The sequence below is a fragment of the Achromobacter insuavis genome (genome assembly GCF_902859645.1).
Lineage (GTDB): Bacteria > Pseudomonadota > Gammaproteobacteria > Burkholderiales > Burkholderiaceae_B > Achromobacter > Achromobacter insuavis.
The window spans coordinates 1-22,661 of sequence record NZ_CADIJR010000092.1; the positions used below are offsets into that span (position 1 = coordinate 1).

Here is a 22,661-nt window from a genome sequence, read left to right on the forward strand (position 1 = left end):
TGTCCGGCGGCAGGGGCGGGGCCGCGCGCGCCGCGTCCGCGGCCGAACGGCCGGCGCGCAGGCCAAACGCCACGGCCTCGGTGATGGCGTTGCCCGACAGGCGGTTGGCGCCATTGGCGCCGCCCACCGCCTCGCCGGCCGCGTACAGGCCCGGCACGTCGGTCGCCATGCCGGCGTCCACGCGGATGCCGCCCATGTGATAGTGGGCGATGGGCGCGACCTCCACCGGCTGTCGCGTGAGGTCGATGCCAGCCGCTTCCAGCCGCTTGATGATGGGGCCGAAGGCCGCCTTCAGCGTGTCCGGCGGCACGTGCTGGAAGCTCAGCCAGGCGCCGCCCGCCGGCGACCCGCGGCCGGCCTCCACCTCCTTGAGAATGGCGTAGGTGGCCGCGTCGCGGGTGGTGGTGTAGCGGCCGTCCTCGGTGCGGTTGCCGTAGCGCTCGACGAACTCCTCGCCCTCGGCGTTGAGCAGGCGGCCGCCCAGCTTGTAGCGGAACGGGTCCCACATGATGGGGTCGAAACCGACCAGGCGCGGGGCCAGGTGGCCGATGGGAAAGAACTGCACGAACTCCATGTCCAGCAGCCGGGCGCCGGCGCGCAGCGCCAGCGCCAGCCCGTCGCCACCCATGTTGAGCGATGCGCTGTTACGCCGGTAGAGCCGCGTCAGTCCGCCGGTGGCGATGACGACGGCGCCGGCCTGGATCAACACGGGCTTGCCGGTGGTCAGGTGCAGCGCCACGGCGCCATGCACGCGCCCGCCATGCCGGAGCAGGTCGACGACCGCCAGATCGCCCACCCGATGGATTTCCGGACGGCGCGCCACCTGGGCCCGCAGCACCTTGGCCAGCGCCGGTCCGGTATTGAGGAAATCCACGTAGACGCAGCGCGGCCGGTCATGGCCGGGCGCCTGCACCTGGGTCAGGTGGCCATCGGCCTGGGCCCAGCCCGCGCCCCAGTCCTGCAACTGGCGGATGGCCGCCACGCCGTCCTCGCACAAAATGCGCGCGAGCGTCTCGTCGCACAGGCCGCGGCCGGCGGCCAGCGTGTCGCGCCAATGGTGGGTCCAGTGGTCGGGCGTCTGTTCGCCGAGCGCGGCGGCGACGGTCATCTGCGCCATGATGGTAGCCCCGCCGCGGCCGATCAGGCTGCGGTCGGCCAGCATGACGCGGCCCCCTTCGCCGGCGGCGGAGATGGCCGCGCTCATGCCGGCGCCGCCCGCGCCGATGACCAGGACGTCGGTGTCGAAACAGTGATAGGTATCGTCGTTCATGATGAGGGGATAGGGGTGTCAGGCGGCGCCCAGGTAGGCTCTCTGGACGGCGGGGTCGGCGGCCAGGTCGGCCGCGTTGCCCGCCAGGACGACATGGCCGTGCTGCAGCACATAGGCGCGGTCGGCCAGTTCCAGCGCGATGCGGGCGTTCTGCTCGACCAGCAGGATGGTCTGTCCGGCCGCCTTCCAGCGGAACAGCACGTCGTAGACCGTATCCACGAAACGCGGCGACAGGCCCATGGACGGTTCGTCGATGCAGACCAGACGGCCGCGCCGCAGCCAGGCCCGGCCCAGCGCCAGCATCTGCTGTTCGCCGCCCGACAAGGTGCCGGCCGCCTGCGCGCGGCGTTCGGCCAGGCGCGGAAACACCTCGAACACTTCGGCCAGGTCCTGCGCGATGGCGGCCTTTTCCTTGCGCCGCGGATAGGCGCCCAGCAGCAGGTTTTCTTCCACCGACATCGCGGGAAAGACCCGACGGCCCTCGGGCACGCTGGCCAGGCCCAGGTCGATGACGTCGGCGGGGCGCCGGCCGTGGATCTCGCGGCCATCGAGGCGGATGCGGCCGCGGGTCGGCGACACCAGGCCCAGCACCGACTTGAGCGTGGTCGATTTGCCCGAGGCGTTGCCGCCGAGCACGGAGACGACCTCGCCGGCATGCACCGCGAGGCTGACGCCATAGAGCGCCTGCACGGCGCCGTAGTGCACGTCGATGGCGTCGATGGACAAGAGGGGAGTGGAGTCAGCCAAGATGGGCATCCGATTCGACGGGGCGCGCGCGGGTGCGCCCCAGATAAGCTTCGACCACCTCGGGCTGTTCCAGCGCATGCGCCGGCTCGCCGGTGACCAGGATGCGGCCCTGGTTGAGCACGATGACGTGGTCGGCAATGCGCCTGACCAGCGACAGCTTGTGCTCGACCACCAGGATGCCGAGCTCCGGCTGCTCGGCCCGCAAGGCCAGCAGGATGTCGGTGAGTTCCAGCGTTTCGCTGGGATTCATCCCCGCGGCCGGTTCATCCAGCAGCAGATAGCGCGGCCGCGCGGCCAGCACGCGGGCGATCTCCAGGCGGCGCCGGTTGGCATAGGAAAGGCTGAACGCCGGCTGGTGGCGGCGCGGCCACAGGCGGTCGCCAAAGCGCTTGAGCGCGGCTTCGGCCAGGGCGTCGGCCTGCGCGCGCAGCGCCCGCCAGCCGGGCAGCAGGCCCAGTTCGCCCAGCACCTCGGCCAGCGGATTGCGCAGCCGCCCGCTTGAGGTGGCCAGCAACCGCGCCTGCGTGCCCAGCCGCACGCTGTCCCAGACCGTCAGCGCGGGAAAGACGCGCGAAGTCTGGAAGCTGCGGCCCAGGCCGAGCCGCGCGATGCGTTCCGGCGCCAGGCCATCGATGCGGCGGCCATCGAGCCAGACCCGGCCGCCGCTGGGCTTTTCGATGCCGCTGAGCAACTGGATCAGGGTGGATTTGCCGGCGCCGTTGGGGCCGACCAGCGCCACGGTCGCGCCGCGATCGAGCGTGAAGCTCACGTCATCGACCGCCTTCACGCCGCTGAAGTGGCGGCTGAGTCCGTCCACGACCAGGCCGTCTCGGGGGAGCAGGGGAGTGTGATGGGCCGTCATCTCAACGCGCTCCCAGCAGGCCGTGCGGACGCAGCCGCAGCATGAGCAGCAGCGCCAGGCCGTAGACGATCATGCGCCACTCGGCGAAAAAGCGCAGCAGCTCGGGCAGGAGCGTCAGCGCAAACCCCGCCAACGCCGCGCCGGTCAGGTTGCCCAGGCCGCCGAGCACGGCCAGCGTCAGCAACAGGATCGAACCGCTGACGGTGAAGCTCTCCGGGCTGACCACGCTCTGCACATAGGCGAACAGGCCGCCCGCGGCGCCGGCCAGCGCGCCCGACAGCGCGAAACCCAGCAGGATGTAGCGCCGCACCGGCAGGCCGGCGGCGTGCGCGGCCAGGCGGTCTTCGCGGATACCCCGCCAGACCCGCCCGATGTCGGCGTTCAGTAGCCGCTGCGTCAGCGCCAGCGCCACCGCGCTGACCGCCGCGATCAGCCAATACTTCTGCGACAGGCTGGACAGCACCGCATCGCCCCAGGCCGCCAGGCGCGGCGCGGGAATGCCGATGAAGCCCATCGGCCCGCGCGTGACGTCCAGCCAGGTCATGAAGACCAGATAGCCGATCTGGCCCACGGCCAGCGTGCCCAGCGCGGCGGTGTGCCCGCCCAGCTTGAGCAACGGCAAGGCCGCGACCACGGCGATCAGCGCCGTGACCGCGGCGGCGCCCAGCAGCGCGGCCTCGGCCGGCCAGCCATGATTGCGCGCCAGGATGCCCACCGCATAGGCGCCCACGCCGTAGAACGCCAGGTGGCCGATCGACAGGATGCCCAGCGCGCCCGAGACCAGGGTGACGCTGGCCACCAGCAAGGCGAAGATCATGGCGTAGGCGAAGGCCTGCAGCACGTAGCCGCTTTGGGTGGCCAGCGGCAGCAGGGCCAGGATCGCGCCCGCCGCCAGGAAGCCCCACGGCGGCATTTCGATTGCCTTGACCGCCTTGCGCTGGCTCGACGACGAGGCCAGCACGCTGGTACTGGGCATCGCGCCGCCCGCGCCGCCGGCGCCGCCCAGGGCATCCAGGCGCCGGTCGCCCAGCAGACCCTGCGGCCGGAACACCAGGAACACCAGCACCAGCGTGTAGGCCACCAGGTCGCGATAGCCTTCGCCGACATAAGCGCTGGCCAGCGTCTCCACCACGCCCAGCAGCAGGCCGCCCAGCACCGCGCCCGGCGTGCTGCTCAGGCCGCCCAGCAGCGCGGCGGCGAAGCCCTTCAGGCCGTACGGCAGGCCCATCTGCGGAAACACGCTCTTGAAATACAGCGCCACCAGGATGCCGGACAACGCGCCCAGCGCGCCGGCCAGGCCGAAGGCCATCTGCTTGACCTGGGTGGTGCGTATGCCCAGTTGCGCCGCCGCGTCGCGGTCCTGCGCGGTGGCGCGCAGGGTGCGGCCCAGCCAGGAGTGCGACAGGAAGCGTGACAGCCCCAGCACGGCCAACGCGCCGAAGCCGAAGATCAGCAGATCCGTGCTGGTGATGTAGGCCGAGCCGAAAAAGAAGGTCGCCTCTTCAAACGGCAGCGGAAACGCCTGGCCTTCGGGCGACCAGAGGATCTCGGCCAGCTGTTCGATGATGAGGCTGATCGCCAGGGTCGACAGCACCGGCGCGATATAGGGCGCGTTCTCCAGCGGGCGCAGCGCCAGCCGTTCCAGCAGCATGCCCAGCACCGTGACCGCGCAGAGCGAGAGCAGGGCGGCCGGCACCAGCGGCAGGCGCAGCAGCGTCATCGCGCTGAACGCGATGAAGGCGCCCAGCATGAACAGGGCGCCCTGCGCGAAATTGATGAGGTTGGAAACGCCGAAGACCAGCGAAAAGCCCAGCGCGATCAGGGCATAGACCTGGCCGATGGCCAGGCCGTTGACGATCTGGCTGGCAAAGAGTTCTAGCATGCCAAGTAATCCAGGAAAATGACGGCATCGGCCGGGCGCTCAGGCCCGGCCGATGCCAGGGTGGCGGCGGCGCGGTCAGTCCTTGAGCAGCTGGAAGACGCCGTTGCGCACCACGAGGAAGGTCGGCGCCTTCTTCACGTTGCCGTTTTCGTATTTGGTCTCGCCGGTCACGCCTTCATAGGCCGGGCCATTGGCCAGCGCGTCGCGCACGGCCTGGCCGGTCAGCGGCTGGCCCGACTCGACCACCCGGCGGATCGCGGCCACGCCCACGCCGGCGGCGTCATAGGCCAGCGCCGCGAACTGGTCGGGCAGCTTGTTGTACCTGGCCTGGTAAGCGTCCACGAAAGCCTTCCTGGACGGATCGCCGGCAAAGAAAATGCTGTGCACCACCACGCCCTCGGCCGCCTTGCCGGCCAGCTCGATGAACTTGGGCGACGTCAGCGGAATGCCGCCGCCGGCCGGGATGTCCACGCCCGCCTGGCGCAACTGCTGCAGGAAGATCGAGGCTTCCTGATACGGCAGCGCCACGAACACGCCGTCGGGCTTGGCGGCCTTGATCTTGCTGATCAACGGACGGAAATCCTTGGAGCCGGGCAACACCGCCTCGGTCAGCAGCACCTGGCCGCCGTCCTTTTCGATGGCCGCCTTGGTGGCCTTGACCGTGAACACGCCCCAATCGTCCTGCGAGTACGGGATGACGATGCGGTTGGCCTTGAGCTGCTTGTGGATCGTATCGGCGTTGTACTGGGCCAGCACGTCGTCGGTATTGTTCTGGCGGAACTGGAAGGGACTCTGGCGGCTGTAATCCGGATGCGACGACGTCGGGCTGATCTGGGGGATCCGGGCTTCGGCGAAGATCGGCGCGGCGGCCAGCGAGGCCGTGGTCGACCAGGAGCCGATGGCCAGCACCACGCCCGGCGTGGCCACGATCTTGCGCGCCACGGTGGCGGCTTCCTGCGGTGAATTGCGGTCGTCTTCGACGATCAGCTTGAGCGGGCGGCCGCCAATGCCGCCATCGGCGTTGACGCGGTCCAGGTAGAGTTCGACGGCGTTCTTGAAGCTGGCGCCGTATTCGGCGAAATTGCCCGACAGGTGCGAGAAGAAGCCGACGTTGATGGGGTCGGCGGCCAGCGCGGGCGCGGTCAGCGCGGCGCTGGCGGCAAGGGCGGCGACAAGCCGTTTGGCGGAGAGGAACATGGTGATGCCTTGAATGGGGTAACGAACCGGCATCCTAAGAAATCGTCAGCGTTTTCTCCACGATTTATTGTTAATAAGCAAAGGTGTTTGGCGCATGACGCCGGATAGCACTTGACATCGCATCTTTCAATGTTGTGATGTCGAGCGGCTTGTGCAGCACTGTGAAGCCGCTGGCGTTGGCTTCGCTAATGCCTTGCGGCGAAGTGTCGCCGGTAATGATGATGGCTGGAACGTCGAATCCGATGGCCTTGCGCACGGCATGCACCACGTCAATGCCGGTGGTTTCCGTGGCCAGCCGGAAGTCCGTCACGATTAGCTGCGGGATGGCATTGTCCAATTCCCTTGATGCCTGTTCCAATGAACGCGCTGCGATGACCGCATATCCCCAACTGGTCAGCAGTACCGCCATGCCATCGAGCACTTGCTTATCGTCATCGACCACCAGAACCGTGTGTTTTCCATCGGCTTTACGTAGCGAATTCATCTGAACCGATGGGCCCTCTGCAATGGCGGGTTCGTCTCGATGCGGAACGCGCACAGTGAAGCAGGATCCTTTGCCATAGACCGAACGCAAGCGCAGCTCGGCGCCGATCAGATCGGCGGTTCTCTTGACGATAGCGAGCCCTAGTCCCAGGCCGTGTTCCCGATCGCGGACTATGTTTTCGACCTGGTAGAACTCCTGGAAGATACTGTCGAAATGATCCTCGGCGATGCCGATGCCGGTGTCCAGTACGCAGATGTCCAGTGCGTCCCGCCGACGGCGGCATGCCAGCAGGATCTTGCCGTGCGCCGTGTAGCGCACCGCATTGGAAAGGAGATTCGAGAGAATATTCTGCAGCAGAATCGGATCCGTATCGGGTCGGACGCTGGTACGTCGTATCTTCAGCTCGAGGCCCTTGGAAGCGGCGGAATGGGTGTACTGGTTGGCCAATGAATCGAAGGTTTCCTGCAAACGGAAACGGCGCCTTTCCACCTGGATCACGCCGGCGTCCAGGCGAGAGACATCCAGCAGCACGTCAAGTAGCCGCGACATACCCGTCAGTGCCGATTGCAGCCGCTCCGCCAATGTCTCGATGGTGGCGCGCTCGATTTTCGAGGCTTGCGCCGCCATGCGCATCGTCTCGATGTACAGGCCGAGCGCATGCACGGGTTGGCGCAGGTCATGGCTGGCCGCTGCCAGGAATTGAGACTTGCTGCGGTTTGCCTGCTCGGCGCGATCTTTCTCTTCGGTCAGTTGACGGACCAGCGCCGCGTTCTCGAAACGCAGCCTGATGGCATCGGACAGCGTGCGCTGCATCACCTTGCAGTAGGCCAGGTTCACGCCCAGCAAGAACAGCGACAGCACGCCCAACACGGTGAACAACGGCGTGCCGTGCGCAAACGAGCGTAGCGCGAAGGGCAGCACGGTGAGCAGGGCAAAGAGGTAGTACGCCGGCCAGAACGCTGACAGCGAGGCCACCGAGCCGCCTGTCATCCCGGCCAGCACAATGCAGATATACACCGTGACGATGGTGTTTTCGGGTTCGAAAAACAGCGGCCCCATTGCACCCCATAGACAACCCGATACCGTCACCCAGAATACGTACTGGCGGCAGCGCCGGGAGGTGGCTTCGGGGTGATGCGGGCCGGAGCGTCTGTCCTTCCAGACAACAACAACGCGTAGTGCGGTGAGCAGGTAGACTGCCGCCGCCCATCCCAGCAACAGCTCGCGCCCGACCTCGTGCCACAGCAAGAACACCGTCAGGCCGGCAACGGCGATGTTGCCCAGGAAGATCGGAGGCGATTGCCGGTACAAGGTGTTGACCAGTTCTTGGTAAACCGCCCGATTCTCGATCGGAAGCAAGTTTGTCATGGCTACTTTTCGCTAGGGGATCAATGCGGAGGCAGACGATATTCGACGCGCGAGCCAGGGCGTGATGCAATCAGGCCTCGGCGTCATTCCGGTTGAGCTTGCAGATGTCGACCGGGGTCTAGATCGTAGTGGCGCGCGCGCCGACGCCAGCAACAACGCCCACAGCACGCCATGGGCGTGCCAGGACTTGAGCGCGAGGGTCGGGCCCGGGCGGGGGGAAATCACCATGGCCGGATTCTAAGGAATCGCGGCCGCCGCTGCGGAACCTATTTGATCTTGCTGCAGCGGAAGGCTTCGATGCCTTTTTCCACGTAATGCGGTTCGCGCGCGCAGGCCGCGCGCATGGCCTGGTTGGCAAGGCTCATGAGATTGGCGGCGTTGGTCATGGCTTCCAGGCCGTCCGGACCGGGACCGATCTTGTCATAGCGTTCTTTGTACTCGTTGGCCTGCTTGCTGTACGCATAGGCGCGCATCACGTCGGTATAGGCGATGGCGCGCGAGATGTCGCCGGCGCTGGGCTTTTTTTCCGCGGCGAGGGCCGGGCCGGCCAGCAAGCACAGGGCGAGCAGGGGAGTGAGGGTGGCTTTTTTCATGGTAGTCATCAGGATTTCTAGAGCGGGTTATCCGAGAGGCCGCGGGCCGGCGGGACGCGTGCCCGATCCGCGGCGCTTTGCCATCACCACATCTTGCATGTCGTACCGTTGTTGACCAGCTCGCCGCCGACCACGATGCCCTTTTCGTCGACATGGAGCATGGTGTAGCAGCTCGCGATGCCCGAGCGGCGCTCGTAGATGGTGCCGCCGTTCATACCGTAGCTAAAGCTGCCGACGGGTTGGTCCCATGAGACTTCACCGGAGGTCTGCCATTGGTAGACCAATTGTCCGACCGGCAAGTCTTCGCTGGCGTAGACGCGGTCGGGAATGCCCCATTCGGTCACGATGTCGTTCACGGGCTTGCCCTTGTGGCGCATCATGGCCACGTCCCAAGTCGTGCAGGCGCTCAACATGGCGCCACACAGGCAGGCCAGCAGGGCCTTGAAAAAACTGAATCGCACGTTTGTTTTCCTTATTCAGATGCTTGACAGGTTCCCTACGCGCCGCATCATGCCAGCGGCTCGAGGAGATGGCGAGAGGGGGTGTGGCGCGTATTCCACACCCCGCGCGCAACGGCGCCGGTGCGATAAAACAGCTTTGCCGGGGTTCCCACGGGGCAAGGTTCGGGAAAAGCGCGGCTTCGTCATAGGGCGATGTCGGGACGAGATGCGAACGATCGATTCAACGGCCACGGCAAGGCCTTTGCGGGGCTGAATTGAATTATTTGATTTTGTTACACGCCTGGATTCCCCCTACGTACGCCGCAGCGCCATATCGCTGCACCTGCTCGGCGTCGATTTCGATCACATGCCGCTATCCGTATTCAGCACCTTTGACGAATTCAAGGCCATCAATCCGGTCGTCAAGGCGCCCACGCTGGTGCTGGACGATGGCACGGTACTGATGGATTCCACGCTCATCATCGACTACGCCGAACATGCCAGCGGACGCACGCTCATGCCGGATTCCCTCGAGCAGCGGCGCCAGGCCACGGCCGTTATCGGACTGGCATTGGCGGCGTGCGAGAAGACGGTGCAGATCGTCTATGAACGCAATCTGCGTCCGGCCGAGAAGCAGCACGAGCCCTGGGTGACACGCGTGCAGGGGCAGCTGGACGCGGCCTACGCGGCGCTTGAGGCCGCCTTGCAGCAGACATGGACGCCGGCGCAGCCCTTGAAGAAAGTCGGCCAGTTCGCCGTGACGGCGGCGGTCGCGTGGCGTTTCACGCAGGCCTTGCTGCCAGGAACCATCCAGCCCCAGCTGCATCCCGGACTGGCGCAACTGTCGGCACAGGCGGAAGCCTTGCCCGCATTCCAGGCATTTCCGCACGCGTAGATTGCTTGGGAGACGGCCAGGCGAGGCAGGCCGGCCATCTCCCTGTCTGAATTACGCATAATGTATATTATGTAAAGTAAAGAATTGACTCGCCAGGGGCCCACCGCCCCTGACAATCCCGGATCCAGGCCATCCCGATCCAGAACATTCCTGCTTCAGGCTCCGCAACCCGCCCCGTCGTTCGCACGCGGCAATCGCGCCCCGCACACACCGGTCTCTGGAAGCGCCAGCGCCACGCGTTCCGCGGCGTCCCGATCACCGGCCAGCGCGGCAACGACGGACCGGACCTGTTCATAGCCGGTCCGCAGCAGGAATGTGGGCGCTCTGCCGTAGCTCTTCATCCCGACCACGAACACGCCTTCCTCCGGATGCGCGAGTTCGGCGGCGCCGTGCGGCCTCACCGTGCCGCAGCTGTGCACGTTGGGATCGATCAGCGGCGCCAGACGCACCGGGCTTTCCGTGGCCGGGTCCAGTTCCAGCCGAAGCTCCGCCAGCAATCGGAGGTCCGGACGGAATCCCGTCGCCACGATGACTTCGTCGACGGCCGGCAGCGTCGTTGCGCCGCTGTGCACCAGCAGCCCGTCGGATGAGCGGCTCACCCGGTCGACATTGACGGCCGTCAGAAGTGTGATCCGACCTTCGGCCAGCCGTTGCTGGATTGCCCTGCCCAGCTTGCCGCGTTCCGCCAGCTGGTCGTTCTCCCCTCCTCCAAAAAGGCGATCGAGAGAAACGCCGCGGATGGCCCACCAGATCCGCGTGCCTGGCGCCTGGCCGGCCAGTTCCACCAGATCCTGAAGGGCATTGAACGCGGAATGCCCGCCGCCCAGCACCAGCACGCGGCGCTCGGCGTAGCGCTGGCGGGCCGTTCCCAGGATCTCGGGAACGCCATAGGCGATCTGTGCGGCCGCCGCCTCTTCGCCGAGGGCCGGGATACCGTGGGCGCCCATCCAGTTCGGCCTGGCGTAAGTGCCGGATGCATCGATGACCGCCCGCGCCAGGAAATCCCGTTCGCCCTCGGGCCCCTGGACCCGCAGCAGAAACGGCGCGGCCGCGCGGTCCGAACTTCTCATGACATCATGACCGGTCCGCGAGACAGCCATCACGCGGTGACGGGTCTTCAGGCAACGCTTGATCTGCGCGACCTCGGACAGCGGCAGCAGGTAGCGCGCCAGCAAGTCCCTCCCGGTGGGATACGCGTCGCCGGGCGGAGCGACCCAACCAGTCGGCGCCAACAGCGCGGCGGCCTCCTTGTCGATGTTGAAGCTCCACGGTGAGAACATCCGGACATGGCCCCAATGGCGCAAGCTCGTTCCGACCTGGTCTCCCGCTTCGAAGACGATAGGCGTCATCCCCCTGGCCAGCGCCTGCGCGGCGGCGCTCAGCCCGACAGGGCCCGCTCCGATGATTGCAATGGGAAGGTCGTTTTGGCGCATTTCAGGTACCTCTTTTCACGTGGTGGGAGCACGGTTGATCCCGTATTAATTGGTACTAACAACTATCTGTCCAAAAAAAAGCCGGATACGCCCTACGGCTCCGACTCGATGGCATGGCCGCCGGCTACACCGCAGCGGGCCTGCGCGGCGCGCGTCAGTTGCCGCAGCAAGTCGAGCGATGCGTCCAGGACCGCCGGATCCATGTCTTTGATCATGGCCAGTTCCTCAGTCACCAGATCCGCACGGATCGTCTGATACAACGTGCGCCCCGCCGGGGTGGGTTGCAGCTGCACCGCACGGCGATCAGAGGCATCTTCGACTCTCGTGACGTAGCCCTTGCGCTCCAGCGAATCAACCACCCGGCTGGCCGTGCTCTTGTCCAGGAACATTTCCTGCGCGAGCGTCTGCAGCCGCAATGGCCCTTGCTTGACCAGCGTTTCCAAGGCGTAGCACTGCGCGACGGACACGTCATGGCAGCAGATGCGATCGCGATCACGGAACTGATGCACCCTGATGAGCTGGTTCACGGCCTCGTAGAGTGTTTCAGCATCCTGGCGTTGCAGTCGCTTTTTCGGCAGGCCCATGGCCACGGATCCAATTAGTTGTTAGTAGCAACTTTAAGGCTTTCCCTGGCCGTCGTCAAGCGCTCGCTCCTGAGACGTCGGGTTGCGCGCCGATGGCCGCAGGTTTTCGAACGCCACACCGTCCCGCAACCACTGGCGCAACGCGCCATGCAAGGCCCGTGGCGCCTCCAGCGGCACGAAATGCCCCACCTCCGGCAGGTTGACCCAGCGGCCCTGCCGCAACCGGCCATGCATCTCGCGCTGGCGGTCCGCGGGGTTCAGCGCATCCCGCGCGCCGCTGATCACCAGCGCCGGGCCGTGCCACGCCGACAGGCGCGCCAGCCCGTCGGCGCGCGTGGCCGCGATCGCGGCGTGGCGCCGCAGCGCGGCGATGCCGAGGCGGTCGGCCATTGCGACGATGGCGTCTTGCAACGCGCTGTCCGACAGCCTGCCCGGCGCCACATACGCCGGCCAGAGGTGCTGCCGGACGACGGCCCCCGGGCCAAGCGCATCGGCCAGATCGACGATGCGCTGGCGCGCCTGGGCGCCGGCGGCCGTATCGGCCCGGGCGTTGGTGGCGACCAACACGATGCCGGCCAGGCGTTCGGGCGCCTGCGCGGCCATTTCCTGGGCGACGAAGCCGCCGAGCGAAAAGCCCACCGGCACCAGTCTGCCTCGATGCCGCGCCAGCAGGTCGGTCGCCGCCGCGCGGGCCGATTCGTGCGCGCCGTAATCCGCCACCCGGACGCACTGCGCCAAGGGCGGCGCCAGCTTGCGCAGCGGCGCCCACAAGGCCTCGTCGCACGCCGTGCCGCCGATCAACAGCAAGGTGGGCGCCACGTCAGAAGCGCGCTTCGCCGACCCCGAGGGCGGTCTCGGGCAGCAAGCCTCGGCGCGCAAGGTAGCCGTCGGGGTCCAACGCCAGGTCGTGCCCCGCGGCCTCGGCCAACGTGGCGGCCGGCCATTCGATGCGCTTGCGCTGGTCGCCCGCGCAGACCGAGATCACCGCCGCGGGCTGTTCGCCAGCCTGGCGCAGTTCACGCCAGACGCCGGACGGCACCGAATAGATGGCCTGTTCGCGCAGCGGCACCACCACTTCGCGGCCCGGGCCGTTGAGCACCAGTTCGGCTTCGCCCCGCATCACGATGAACACCTGCTTTTCGCGCAGCCGCAGGCGCCCGGTGGTGCCGCCGGGCGCCAACCGCAGCCAGTCGACCGAGAAGCCATGGGGGTTGGCGATGGGCGCGGCCTGCGCCCGGTCTTCGCTCATGCCGTGGCCGATCACCGGCGCCAGTTCGCAGCCGCGAGCGCCGAGCAACGCCTGGGCCGACCAGTCGCGGTCTTGCGCGGCCAGCGCGCGCCGGCGCATCTGCGCAGGGGTGTAGCGCGGCAGCGCGGCCATGTCGGCCGGGCTCAGGGGCTCGATCAGCCCGGCCTCGGGAGGCTGGCCCGCCGCGCCATGCAGCAAGGTGTTGTCGCGACCCAGGAACAATCCGTGCGTGGCCGCCGCGGCCAGCACGTCCGGGTGCCAGATGATGCCGCCGGTGTCGTCGCCGCCCAGGGCGGTGAAGATCCAGCCATGCCCGTCGCCATCGTTGGAGAACCCCCGGAAGATCCAGGTCGGAATACTGAGCACGTCGCCCGGCCCGCCACGCAGTTCGCCGGCGCCCTCGCCCGAGCCCCAGCGGAACGTCCACTGGCCCGAATGGATGAAGAAGACCTCGGCGCTGAAATGCAGGTGCAGGTTATTGGTCACCCCTGCCGGCATGGCGGCGGCGCCGATATTGAAACCGTGCGGTTCGCGCAGGTTCACCACCTGCTCCTCCGATTGCGTCACGCCCGGACCGATCATGGAGTAGTTCTCCTTCAGGTCGGATCCAGGCAGCTTGCAGTCGATAAAGGCCAACCGGCAAGCCACCATGTCCTCACGGGCGATGGCGCGGGCCTGGGCGGCGGCGCGGTCCAGAACGACTTCATTCATTGCTTGACTCCTGTGGCGGCGCGCGGCGGCGCCGGAAACGGAAAAGAGGCATAGGCGCCCCACATTTGGAACGGAAAGCATTCGAATGCATAATCAGGCGAAAAAAACCGCCACCCAAGCCCATGCCGACAGCTTCCCGCCCGCGCGCCGCCCGCGCCACCTCCTACGACGTGGCCCAGGCGGCCGGCGTTGCACAATCGACGGTCTCGCGCTGCTTCCAGCCGGGCAGCCACATTTCGGACGACACGCGCGAACACGTGCTGGCCGTCGCGGCTCGCCTGGGTTACGCGCCCAACGCCCTGGCGCGCTCGCTGATCACGCGCCGTTCGCATGCGGTCGGCGTGCTGATCACCCGCTACACCCTGCGCAGCGCGCCCGCCCTGCTCTACTCGCTGGGCGATGCGCTGGCGCGCGCCGGGCAGCACATGATCCTGCTGGCGGTCGACGACGACGCCTCGGTCAAGCCGGTGCTGCTGGGCCTGCGCGGGTATCCGCTGGATGGCCTGATCGCCTGCGCCACGCTGGATCCGGCCGCTGTGCAGGGGTTCACGGCCCACGGCGTGCCGGTGCTGTTCTTCAACCGCAGCCCCGGCGAGACGGACGCGGACGCGGTGTCGACCGATCACGAGGCCGGCGCGCGGGCGCTGGCCGAGGGCATGCTGGGCGCGGGCCGCCGCCGCTTTCTTTGCCTGGGCGGCCCGGCGGCGGCGCCGGTGGGCCGCCTGCGGATCGACGGCTTCCAGGCTGGCCTGCGCGCGGCCGGCCTGCCCGAGGCCGCGGTGCTCGACGGCGGCTTTTCCTACGACCAGGCGCACGCCGTCTTCGTGGATGCGGTTGCCCGGGGCGCCCGACCTGACGCGATATTCTGCGCCAACGACCAGATGGCCATGGGCGTCATCGATGCCTGCCGCCATGAGCTGGGCTGGAAGATTCCGGACGAGGTCATGGTGGCCGGCTTCGACGATGTCCCGGAAGGCGCGCGGGCGCCCTACAGACTGACCACGGTGCGCCAGCCCATCGACGCCATGGCGCGCCAGGCCGTGGAACTGCTGCGCCAGCGCCGCGCCACGCCCGAGCGGCGCCCGCGCCGCCAGCGCCTGCCGGGCGAAGTCATCATCCGCGCGTCGGCGGCCTGGCCGGGGTGAACGGACTGTCATGGCTCAGGCGGACAGGCGCGCTTCGGTGGCGGCGTCGAACAGGTGGCAATGCTCGCGCGGCAGGCACAGCCCGACACGCTCGCCGATGGCATAGCGCAGGTGGCGGTCGCCGCGCACGCAAAGCCGCGAGCCGCCCACATCCAGCGTGACCAGCACCGCATCGCCCGTCAATTCGAACATGTAGACCACGCCGTCCAGGTCTCCCCCGCCCGCGGGCGCCAGCGCCACGTCTTCGGGGCGCACGCCCAGCACCAGGGCCGTGTCCGGCGGCGCGTCGAAGCCGGCCAGGCGGAAGCCTTCGACCTCCAGCCCGCCCGCCGTCGCCCGCGCCGGCAGCAGGTTCATCGACGGCGAACCCACGAACCCGGCGACGAACAGATTGGCGGGCCGGTTGTAGACATCCGCGGGCGTGCCGACCTGCTGGATGAGGCCGCCGCGCATGACCACCACTCGATCGGCCAGTGTCATGGCCTCGATCTGGTCGTGGGTGACGTAGATCGTGGTCACCCGCAGTTCGCACTGCAGCCGGCGGATTTCCGCGCGCATGCTGACGCGCAGCTTGGCGTCCAGGTTGGACAGCGGTTCGTCCATCAAGAAGACCTGCGGGCGACGCACGATGGCGCGGGCCAGGGCCACGCGCTGGCGCTGTCCGCCGGACAGGTCGCGCGGACGGCGGTCCAGCAAGTGGGCCAGCTCGACTTTCTCGGCCACCGCGCGGGCCCGCTCGCGCCGCTCCGAGGGCGCGACGCCGCGCACCTTGAGCGGATAGGCGATGTTTTCGCCCACCGTCATGTGCGGATAGAGGCCATAGTTCTGGAACACCATCGCCACGTCGCGGTCCTTGGGCAAGGCGTCGGTGACGTCCTGCCCGCCGATCCAGATCTCGCCCGCGCTGGGCGCCTCCAGCCCCGCCACCATGCGCATGGTGGTGGTCTTGCCGCATCCGGACGGTCCCAGGAAGACGACGAATTCGCCGTCGGCGATCTCCAGCGACTGGCGGGCCACCCCGACCACGCCGCCCCAGCGTTTCTCGATATCGATCAGTTTTACGGAAGCCATTTTTTCCCTCAGCGAATCGCGCCTGTGACCAGGCCCTTGACGAAATAGCGCTGCACGAAGCGCGAGATCAGCAGCATGGGCGCAATGATGAAAAGCCCCATGCTGGCCATGATTTCCCAGGCGTCGCCCTGCTCCGTGCGGGCGCTCATCAGCGCCACCGGCAGCGTCACGGCCTGGTCGCGCGTCAGCACCAGCGCATAGAAGAATTCGTTCCACGACACCACGAACGAAAAGATCGCGGCGCTGGCGATGCCGGGCAGCGCCACCGGCACCACCACTTCCCAGAGCGCCCGCAACCGCGAGGCGCCATCGATCTGAGCCGCCTCTTCCATGTCCGGCGGCAAGGCGTCGAAGAAGGCCTTGATCATCCAGGTGGCGTACGGCACCACGAATGACAGATTGGCCACCATCAGCGCCCAGGGCGTATCCAGCAGGCCCAGATTGCGGAACACCACGAACAACGGAATCACGATGATGACGGGCGGCAGGAATTGCGTGGCCAGGAGCAGCAGCGGCCCCAACTGTCCCCCCGGGAAGCGAAAACGCGAAAATGCATAGGCAGCCAGCGTGGCCACCGGAATCGCCATCAGCAAGGTGCCCGCGGTGACGAACACGCTGTTGAACAGGCGCTCTCCCAGCAGGTAGGGAGAGCCGAAGGCCGCGACGATGCTGTCGAGCGTGGGACGGAACCACAGCGCCAGGCTGTAGACGTCGAGCCGCGGCTTGAAGGCGGTGGCGACGATCCAGGCCACGGGCGCGAACCAGGCCAGCGTGACCAGGCAGATCGCCAGTCGGCGCGCCAGGCCCCGGCGGCGGCGGCGGCGCGTGGCGGCGGCGGGATTGAGAATGGCAGTCTGGGTCATGATGGGCGTCCCATGGCAAAGCGGGAATAGACCAGCGCCAGGCCCATCATCACGATGGCCAGCAGCCAGGCCATGGCCGCGGCATAGCCGATGTCGTAGAAGCGGAAGGCGGTGCTGTAGATGGCGTGGGGCAACGTGTCGGTGGCCGCCCCGGGGCCGCCCGCCGTCATCGTCACGACCTGGTCCAGCGCCTTGAGCGAAAAGATGGTCTTGAGCAGGATGGCGATGGTCAGCACCGGCCGCAGTTGCGGCAGCACGATTTCGAAGAAGATGCGGCCGCGTCCGGCGCCGTCGACCTGGGCGGCGTCCAGCGTGTCCTGCGGCAACGCGGCCAGCGCGCCGATGAAGGTCAACATGAAATAAGGCGCCCAATGCCACACATCGACCAGGATCAGGGCCGCCATGGCCAGCACCGGATCCGCCAGCACGGGCGCTCCGCTCCATCCCGGCATCACCGCCTTGAGCAGCGCGTCGACCGCGCCGAATTCCGGATTCAGCATGAAACGCCAGGAGATGCCGATCAGCGCGGGCGACATCGCGAACGGAATCACCAGCAGCGTGCGGGCATTGACCTGCAACCGGCCGTCGCCGGCCAGCAACACGGCCAGGCCCAGCGCCACCGCCATGGTCAGGACCACCGACGGCACGGTGAACACCAGTGTGACCCAGGCGCTGTCCAGGAAGACCGGATCATGCCAGAGCAAGTCGGCATAGTTCAGCCAGCCCACATAGCCCTCGGGCGTAGCCGAACGGCCCAGGTTCCAGTCGTGCAGCGAGTACCAGAGCGACTGGCAAAGCGGATACAACAGGGTCGCCGCGCAGATGGCCAGGGCAGGCGCCAGCAAGGCGTATTTCAAGGTACGGTCTTTCATGGCCCTACCCTCGCCCGCGTGCGCCGGCGCGGCGATTCATGCGGGCCACCTGGGCGGCCGCGTCGTCCAGCGCCGCCTGCACCGGCTTGCCGCTGGAGACGATTTCGGACACGGCGGCCTCCAGCGCAGTGGCGATCTGCGGCCAGTTGGCCAGCTGCGGCACGGTGCGGGCGCCCTGCAGGCTGGCCAGCGCGGCGCGATGCAGGCCGTGGTTGACCTGGTTGACCTCGTCGTCCAGATAGGTCGCCGTGTGCGTGGCGACGATATCCGCGCTCTGCGGGTCGCGCTTGTCGCAGACGATGGCCTTTTCCAGCGCCGGGTTGGACACCCACTTCAGGAATTCCCAGGCCGCGTCCTGCTGGCGCGACTGCCTGGCAATGCCGAAAGGCATGACGATCGCCACGGTCGGCGACTGCGGCGAGCCCACGCGCAGCATGGGCGCGAAGCCGACCTGGCCGGGCTTCAACCGCGAACGCTCCCCTGTCAGCACGGAATAGGTCCACCACCACACCATCATGGTCGCGCCGTTGCCCTGCGCCATGGCGTTGACCATGTCGTACTCATTGAACTGGCTGGAACCGGGATTGGCGATCCGGTGCTTGAGCAGCACGTCGACATAGGCCTGGGTGGCCTGCACGCCGGCCGGCAGCTGAAAGGACGGCCTGCCGTCGGCATCCAGCACCTCGGCGCCGTGGCCCCACAGGCAATTCAGCCAGATCCACAGATTCTGGAAGCCGCTGCCCTTGACGTAGTCCATCACCACGCCCGGCACGCCGCTGGCGGCCTGCACCGCGGTCGCCGCGGTCAGCATCTGGTCCCAGGTGCGCGGCGGCTCGACGCCGGCCTGCTCGTACAGGTCACGCCGGTAGAACAGCAATTGGGGATGGGCCCGCACCGGCAAGCCATAGGTGGCGCCGCCATACTGGCAGGCCTTGCGATAGACCTCGGGATAACGCCCCAGATCCACCACGCCATCGGCCAGCCGCGCGTCCAGCGGGCTGAGGTACCCCGACAGCGACGCCAGCCAGCTGTCCTGGTAGGCCATCAGGTCATAAGCGCTGCCGCCGCCGACCGCTTCCGTCGTCAGCTTCTCCAGCAACTGGCCATAAGGCACGTACTGATAGGCCACCTTGATGCCCGTGGCCGCCTCGAACTCGTCCAGGCGCTTCTCCTGTGCCCGGAACTGCGACGACGGCGGCAGCATGATCGCCAGTCGCGTGCCGGCATAGGGCCTGCCCGGCTTCAGGTCCGGGCCGGCCTGCGACCAGGCCGGCATGGCGCTCCACCCGGAGCAGGCAGCCGCGGCCGCCAGGAACTGTCTTCTTTTCATGCTTGTCTCCTCTCGCGGCGTACCGGATCGTGGTCGCCGTTATTTTGTGCATTCGAATGCATGAGCAGGCGATGATAACCGGGCCACCCTCGCGGTCGGCCCGGTCTGGAGGCTGCTCAGTAACGCAGGCGCGCGTCCCTCCCCGCCGCGGCGGCCTGGGCCAGCGCGCGGGTGATGATGCTGGTGGACACGTTGGCGAAGTAGCGCGCGCCCCAGGCGCCGTACTTCTCTTCGTCGGCCGGCGTCAGCGCCACGATGCCGGCGCACTTGCCCGCCGCCACGATGGCCCCGAGGCCCTGCTCGATGGCCTGCTGCACCGGCGCGGCATTCCAGTCGCTGCCGTAGCCCATCGCGTGCGCCAGGTCATTGGGGCCGATGAACACCGCGTCCACGCCGTCGACGGCGGCGATCTCGCCGGCCGCGGCAATGGCTTGCGGCGTCTCGACCATCGCGATCAGCGCCACGCCGTCATTGCTGCGTTGCGTATGCCCTGCCCCGCCGAATGCGCCATAGCCAGCCGCGCGGGTGCTGAAGGCGCTGCCGCGCCGGCCCAGCGGCGGATAACGCATCTGGTCGGCCAGGCGTCGCGCCTGGGCGGCGCTTTCCACCATCGGCACCTGCACGGCGCTGGCGCCCATGTCCAGGATGCGCGGCAGATCGTGCTCGAAGCAGCGCACCACGGGGGCGATGCCGGCGGCGCGGGCGGCGCGCAACATGTGTTCGGTGGTGTCGAGGTCGGCGCTGCCGTGCTCGTTGTCCAGGATGATGAAGTCGAAACCGGCGTAGGCGCACATTTCGACCACGGCCGGGCTCGGCAGGCCGTTGAACAGGCCGCGCACCGGACCGCCGCCGCGCAGCATCGCGGGCAGGTCGCCATTGAGGGGATAGCAGGGTTCATTCATGGGTTGTCTTCTCTGTGGGTGTCGAGGAATGCGTGTCAGTCGGCCTGGATGCCGGCGTCTTTGATGACCTTGCCCCATTTGTCGATTTCGCTGCGCTGGAACTGCGCGAATGGCGCCGGGCCGCGGCCGTCGGGCGCCACGCCCAGCGTCAACAGTTTGGCCCGCACGTCCGGGCTCTGCAGGGCGGCGCCGATCTCGCGCGCCAGTCGTTCGACAATGGGAGCGGGCGTGCCCGCCGGCGCGAAAATGCCTTGCCACGATTGCATCTCGAAGCCCGGCAGGCCCAGCTCGGCCAGCGGCTTTGCGCCCGGCAGATCGGCCAGCGGCGCGGCAGCGGTCACGCCCAGCACCTTCACGCGCTTCGAATCGATCATGGGCCGGGCCGCCGCCACCGTTTCAAACACCATGTCGATCTGGCCGCCGATCAGGTCCACCATCGACTGCGAGCCGCCCTTGTAGATGATCTGGCGCAGCCGGGTGCCCGAGATCGACTGGAACAGCTGGCCCGACAAGTGCTGCGAGGTGCCGGCGCCGGCGGTGCCGTAGGTCAGCCCGTCCGGTTGCGCGCGGGCGGCATCGATGACCTGCTGCACGGAATTGAACGGACTGTCGGCGCGGACCACCAGCGCGTTGCTGACCATGCCCACCAACGCCACCGGCGCGAAATCCTTGACCGGGTCGTAACCCAGCGACTTGATGAAGAATGGGTTGACCGCGTGCGTGGTGATGGTGCCGCCGACCACGGTGTAACCGTCGGGCTCCGCCCGCGCGACCAGCTGCGTGCCGACCACGCCGGACACGCCCGGCTTGTTCTCGACGATGACGGGCTGGCCCAGGCGCGTGCTCAACTGTTCGGCCATCAGGCGGGCCACGCCGTCGGACACGCCGCCGGGCGAGAACGGCACAATGTAGCGAATGGGCTTGGCCGGCCAGGCCGCCCCGCCCTGGGCATGGGCCGGCAGCGCGGCGCAGGCCAGCGCCCAGGCGGTCGCCAGGGTGCGAAACAAGGTAGTACTGCGCATGGATAGTCTCCTGTTAGGGGCGGCTTGCGCCGCTCTTGAATCATCATGTTGCCGGCCGCACGGTGCCCCGTTCGACCAGTTCGACCGGCACGACGACGTCGCGCGGTCGCAGTTCGGCATGCATCTGCTCGCGTAGCAGCGTCACCGTGGCCTCGACCATGGGGTCGACGCCCTGGCGCACGGTGGTCAGGTCGTAGGCGCCCCAGGCCGCCTGCGGCACGTCGTCGAAACCCACGACGGCGATGTCGCGGGGCACGCGCAGGCCGAGTTCCTGGCGCAGCACGTCCAGGCTCGCGATCGCCATGTGGTCGTTGGCGGCGAACAAGGCGTCCGGCGGGTCCTGCGCGAACATCGCGCGCACCGCCTGCTTGGCGCGCTCGAAGTCGTAATGCCCGACGGCGCGGGCGTGCAGCGCATGGCCCTCGGCCTCCAGCGCGTCGCGAAAGCCGCGCTCGCGCTCCAGGCTGGTGGAGGAATCCTCCAGCCCCGCCAGGAAGCCGAAACGCCGGTGGCCGCGTCCCGCCAGCAGCCGCGCCACCGCCTGGCCGCCGGCATAGTTGTCCGACGTGACCGAGCTGCTGGCATGGCGCGCCAGGCCGCCCAGCGCCGACACCCGGTTGAACTGCAGCACCGGCACGCCGACTTCGGCGCAACTGCGCGCCAGCGTGGGGGACAGCATGGCCGAGGCCATCACGATGCCGTCGACCTGGTATTCCAGGATCTCCGCCAACACGCCGTCGGCGGCCTCGCCCACCTCGGCGATGAACATCAGCACGTGGTACCCCTCGCGCTGCAGGCGCTGCGACAGCCGTTCCATCACCAGCGGATAGAACTGGTTCTCGAGGTAGCTCATCACCAGCGCCACGATGCGGCTGCGGCGCGTGATCAGGCTGCGCGCCAGGGCATTGGGGCGGTAGCCCAGCCGCTGCGCGGCCGCCAGCACCTTGCGCCGCGTTTCCTCCGACACGCTGGCGCCGGGGGTGAACGTGCGGCTGACCGCCGACTGCGACACCTCGGCCAGATCGGCCACGTCCTGGGCGCGGGGGGCGGTTCTCATGCGGCCGTCCAGCCCGCGTCCAGCATCAGCGCGCTGCCCGTGACCAGGCTGGCGGCATCGCTGGCCAGGAACACCACCGCGCCCATGACCTCGTGCAACTGGCCCACGCGGCCCAGCGCATTGCGGGCGCAGACCCAGTCGCGAAAGCCGGGTTCGGCCAGCATGCCCGCTGTCATGGGCGTCTCGATGAAGGTTGGGCACAGGGTGTTGACGCGGATGCCGTCCGGCCCGAGTTCCCACGCCAGGGCGCGGGTGAAGCCTTCCAGCGCGTGCTTGCTGGCGCAGTACAGCGTGCGTCGCGGGCTGCCCACATGCCCCATCTGCGAAGACACATTGATGAGCGAGCCCGGCCGGCCCGCGGACCGCAGGCGCCGCGCCACGGCCCGGCTGACGTAGAACGCCGCCTTGACGTTCAGGTCCAGCACGGCATCGATATCGGCGTCCGGCTGCTCCACCAGCGGCAACGGGCGGTTCATGCCGGCATTGTTGACCAGGATGTCGAACACCTCGCCCTGCCCCAGCGCCGCATCGACCGCCGGCGCATCGGTGACGTCGAGCACCAGGGCGTCGCAGCCGATGTCCTCGGCGCGCAGGGCCGCGCAGACGTTCGCCAGCTCCGCCTCGCGGCGGGCCGCCACCGTCACGTGCGCGCCGGCCCGGCCCAGCGCCGCGGCCGCGGCCAGG

Annotated in this window: 22 protein-coding genes; 2 read left to right on the forward strand and 20 right to left on the reverse strand. The window is 68.0% G+C overall.

Features of this window, described 5'->3' with window-relative positions:
* The 8 genes from H0523_RS27895 to H0523_RS27930 all read right to left on the reverse strand — a co-directional run.
* Window positions 1-1,270 (reverse strand): FAD-binding protein (locus H0523_RS27895; protein WP_180180220.1); only part of this gene is annotated, 1,270 nt, incomplete at its 3' end.
* An 18-nt stretch (window positions 1,271-1,288) separates the two neighbouring features.
* Entirely contained in the window at window positions 1,289-2,026 is a 738-nt protein-coding gene (locus tag H0523_RS27900) for an ABC transporter ATP-binding protein (RefSeq protein WP_054430439.1), read from the reverse strand.
* Window positions 2,010-2,879: an ABC transporter ATP-binding protein gene (locus H0523_RS27905; RefSeq protein ID WP_054430438.1), complete on the reverse strand. Its 870-nt coding sequence runs from the start codon at window positions 2,877-2,879 to the stop codon at window positions 2,010-2,012. Before H0523_RS27905 ends, H0523_RS27900 begins: the two co-directional genes overlap by 17 nt.
* Before the next feature lies 1 nt (window position 2,880).
* Window positions 2,881-4,761 (reverse strand): ABC transporter permease, encoded by a 1,881-nt coding sequence (locus H0523_RS27910; protein ID WP_054430437.1) that lies wholly within the window; start codon window positions 4,759-4,761, stop codon window positions 2,881-2,883.
* A gap of 75 nt (window positions 4,762-4,836) precedes the next feature.
* Window positions 4,837-5,958 carry an ABC transporter substrate-binding protein gene (locus H0523_RS27915; RefSeq protein ID WP_054430436.1) on the reverse strand — a complete coding sequence of 374 codons (1,122 nt, stop codon included), beginning with the start codon at window positions 5,956-5,958 and terminating at the stop codon, window positions 4,837-4,839.
* Window positions 5,959-6,028: 70 nt separating this feature from the next.
* Window positions 6,029-7,810, reverse strand: coding sequence for an ATP-binding response regulator (locus H0523_RS27920; protein WP_054430435.1), 1,782 nt, complete (start codon window positions 7,808-7,810; stop codon window positions 6,029-6,031).
* A 266-nt stretch (window positions 7,811-8,076) separates the two neighbouring features.
* On the reverse strand, window positions 8,077-8,412 hold the full coding sequence (locus H0523_RS27925) for a hypothetical protein (protein ID WP_054430434.1): 336 nt from the start codon (window positions 8,410-8,412) through the stop codon (window positions 8,077-8,079).
* Window positions 8,413-8,486: 74 nt separating this feature from the next.
* Window positions 8,487-8,864 (reverse strand): hypothetical protein, encoded by a 378-nt coding sequence (locus H0523_RS27930; protein ID WP_054430433.1) that lies wholly within the window; start codon window positions 8,862-8,864, stop codon window positions 8,487-8,489.
* Between the two features lie 280 nt (window positions 8,865-9,144).
* Between H0523_RS27930 and H0523_RS27935 the strand changes: the two genes are divergently transcribed.
* The gene (locus H0523_RS27935) at window positions 9,145-9,738 is read left to right on the forward strand and encodes a glutathione S-transferase (RefSeq protein ID WP_054430432.1); all 594 of its coding nucleotides are present in this window, start codon (window positions 9,145-9,147) and stop codon (window positions 9,736-9,738) included.
* 155 nt (window positions 9,739-9,893) lie between these two features.
* Here the strand turns inward: H0523_RS27935 and H0523_RS27940 are convergent, their stop codons facing one another.
* The 4 genes from H0523_RS27940 to H0523_RS27955 all read right to left on the reverse strand — a co-directional run bounded on the left by H0523_RS27940 (window position 9,894) and on the right by H0523_RS27955 (window position 13,715).
* On the reverse strand, window positions 9,894-11,171 hold the full coding sequence (locus H0523_RS27940; protein WP_054430431.1) for an FAD-dependent oxidoreductase: 1,278 nt from the start codon (window positions 11,169-11,171) through the stop codon (window positions 9,894-9,896).
* 92 nt (window positions 11,172-11,263) lie between these two features.
* Complete coding sequence (locus H0523_RS27945; protein ID WP_156333414.1) at window positions 11,264-11,755, reverse strand: MarR family winged helix-turn-helix transcriptional regulator; 492 nt, start codon at window positions 11,753-11,755, stop codon at window positions 11,264-11,266.
* Between the two features lie 33 nt (window positions 11,756-11,788).
* Window positions 11,789-12,562, reverse strand: coding sequence for an alpha/beta fold hydrolase (locus H0523_RS27950; protein WP_231691886.1), 774 nt, complete (start codon window positions 12,560-12,562; stop codon window positions 11,789-11,791).
* 13 nt (window positions 12,563-12,575) lie between these two features.
* Window positions 12,576-13,715: a cupin domain-containing protein gene (locus H0523_RS27955; RefSeq protein WP_054430430.1), complete on the reverse strand. Its 1,140-nt coding sequence runs from the start codon at window positions 13,713-13,715 to the stop codon at window positions 12,576-12,578.
* A gap of 122 nt (window positions 13,716-13,837) precedes the next feature.
* Here H0523_RS27955 and H0523_RS27960 point away from each other — a divergent pair, with 122 nt between their 5' ends.
* A complete protein-coding gene (locus H0523_RS27960; RefSeq protein WP_054430429.1) occupies window positions 13,838-14,860 on the forward strand; it encodes a LacI family DNA-binding transcriptional regulator in 1,023 nt (340 codons plus the stop codon).
* A 15-nt stretch (window positions 14,861-14,875) separates the two neighbouring features.
* Here H0523_RS27960 and H0523_RS27965 read toward each other — a convergent pair whose 3' ends face one another.
* The 8 genes from H0523_RS27965 to H0523_RS28000 form a co-directional block, all read right to left on the reverse strand.
* Entirely contained in the window at window positions 14,876-15,931 is a 1,056-nt protein-coding gene (locus H0523_RS27965) for an ABC transporter ATP-binding protein (protein WP_054430428.1), read from the reverse strand.
* Between the two features lie 8 nt (window positions 15,932-15,939).
* Entirely contained in the window at window positions 15,940-16,794 is an 855-nt protein-coding gene (locus H0523_RS27970; RefSeq protein WP_054430427.1) for a carbohydrate ABC transporter permease, read from the reverse strand.
* The gene (locus H0523_RS27975; protein ID WP_054430426.1) at window positions 16,791-17,666 is read right to left on the reverse strand and encodes a carbohydrate ABC transporter permease; all 876 of its coding nucleotides are present in this window, start codon (window positions 17,664-17,666) and stop codon (window positions 16,791-16,793) included. Before H0523_RS27975 ends, H0523_RS27970 begins: the two co-directional genes overlap by 4 nt.
* A 4-nt stretch (window positions 17,667-17,670) precedes the next feature.
* Complete coding sequence (locus tag H0523_RS27980; RefSeq protein ID WP_231689837.1) at window positions 17,671-18,996, reverse strand: ABC transporter substrate-binding protein; 1,326 nt, start codon at window positions 18,994-18,996, stop codon at window positions 17,671-17,673.
* A 116-nt stretch (window positions 18,997-19,112) separates the two neighbouring features.
* Window positions 19,113-19,898: an HpcH/HpaI aldolase family protein gene (locus H0523_RS27985; RefSeq protein WP_006395016.1), complete on the reverse strand. Its 786-nt coding sequence runs from the start codon at window positions 19,896-19,898 to the stop codon at window positions 19,113-19,115.
* Between the two features lie 35 nt (window positions 19,899-19,933).
* Window positions 19,934-20,920 carry a Bug family tripartite tricarboxylate transporter substrate binding protein gene (locus tag H0523_RS27990; protein WP_054430424.1) on the reverse strand — a complete coding sequence of 329 codons (987 nt, stop codon included), beginning with the start codon at window positions 20,918-20,920 and terminating at the stop codon, window positions 19,934-19,936.
* Window positions 20,921-20,963: 43 nt separating this feature from the next.
* On the reverse strand, window positions 20,964-21,977 hold the full coding sequence (locus tag H0523_RS27995; RefSeq protein ID WP_054430423.1) for a LacI family DNA-binding transcriptional regulator: 1,014 nt from the start codon (window positions 21,975-21,977) through the stop codon (window positions 20,964-20,966).
* Window positions 21,974-22,661, reverse strand: a 688-nt coding sequence (locus H0523_RS28000) for an SDR family NAD(P)-dependent oxidoreductase (RefSeq protein WP_257225178.1), incomplete at its 5' end; no start/stop codon positions are given. The genes H0523_RS27995 and H0523_RS28000, both read right to left, overlap by 4 nt.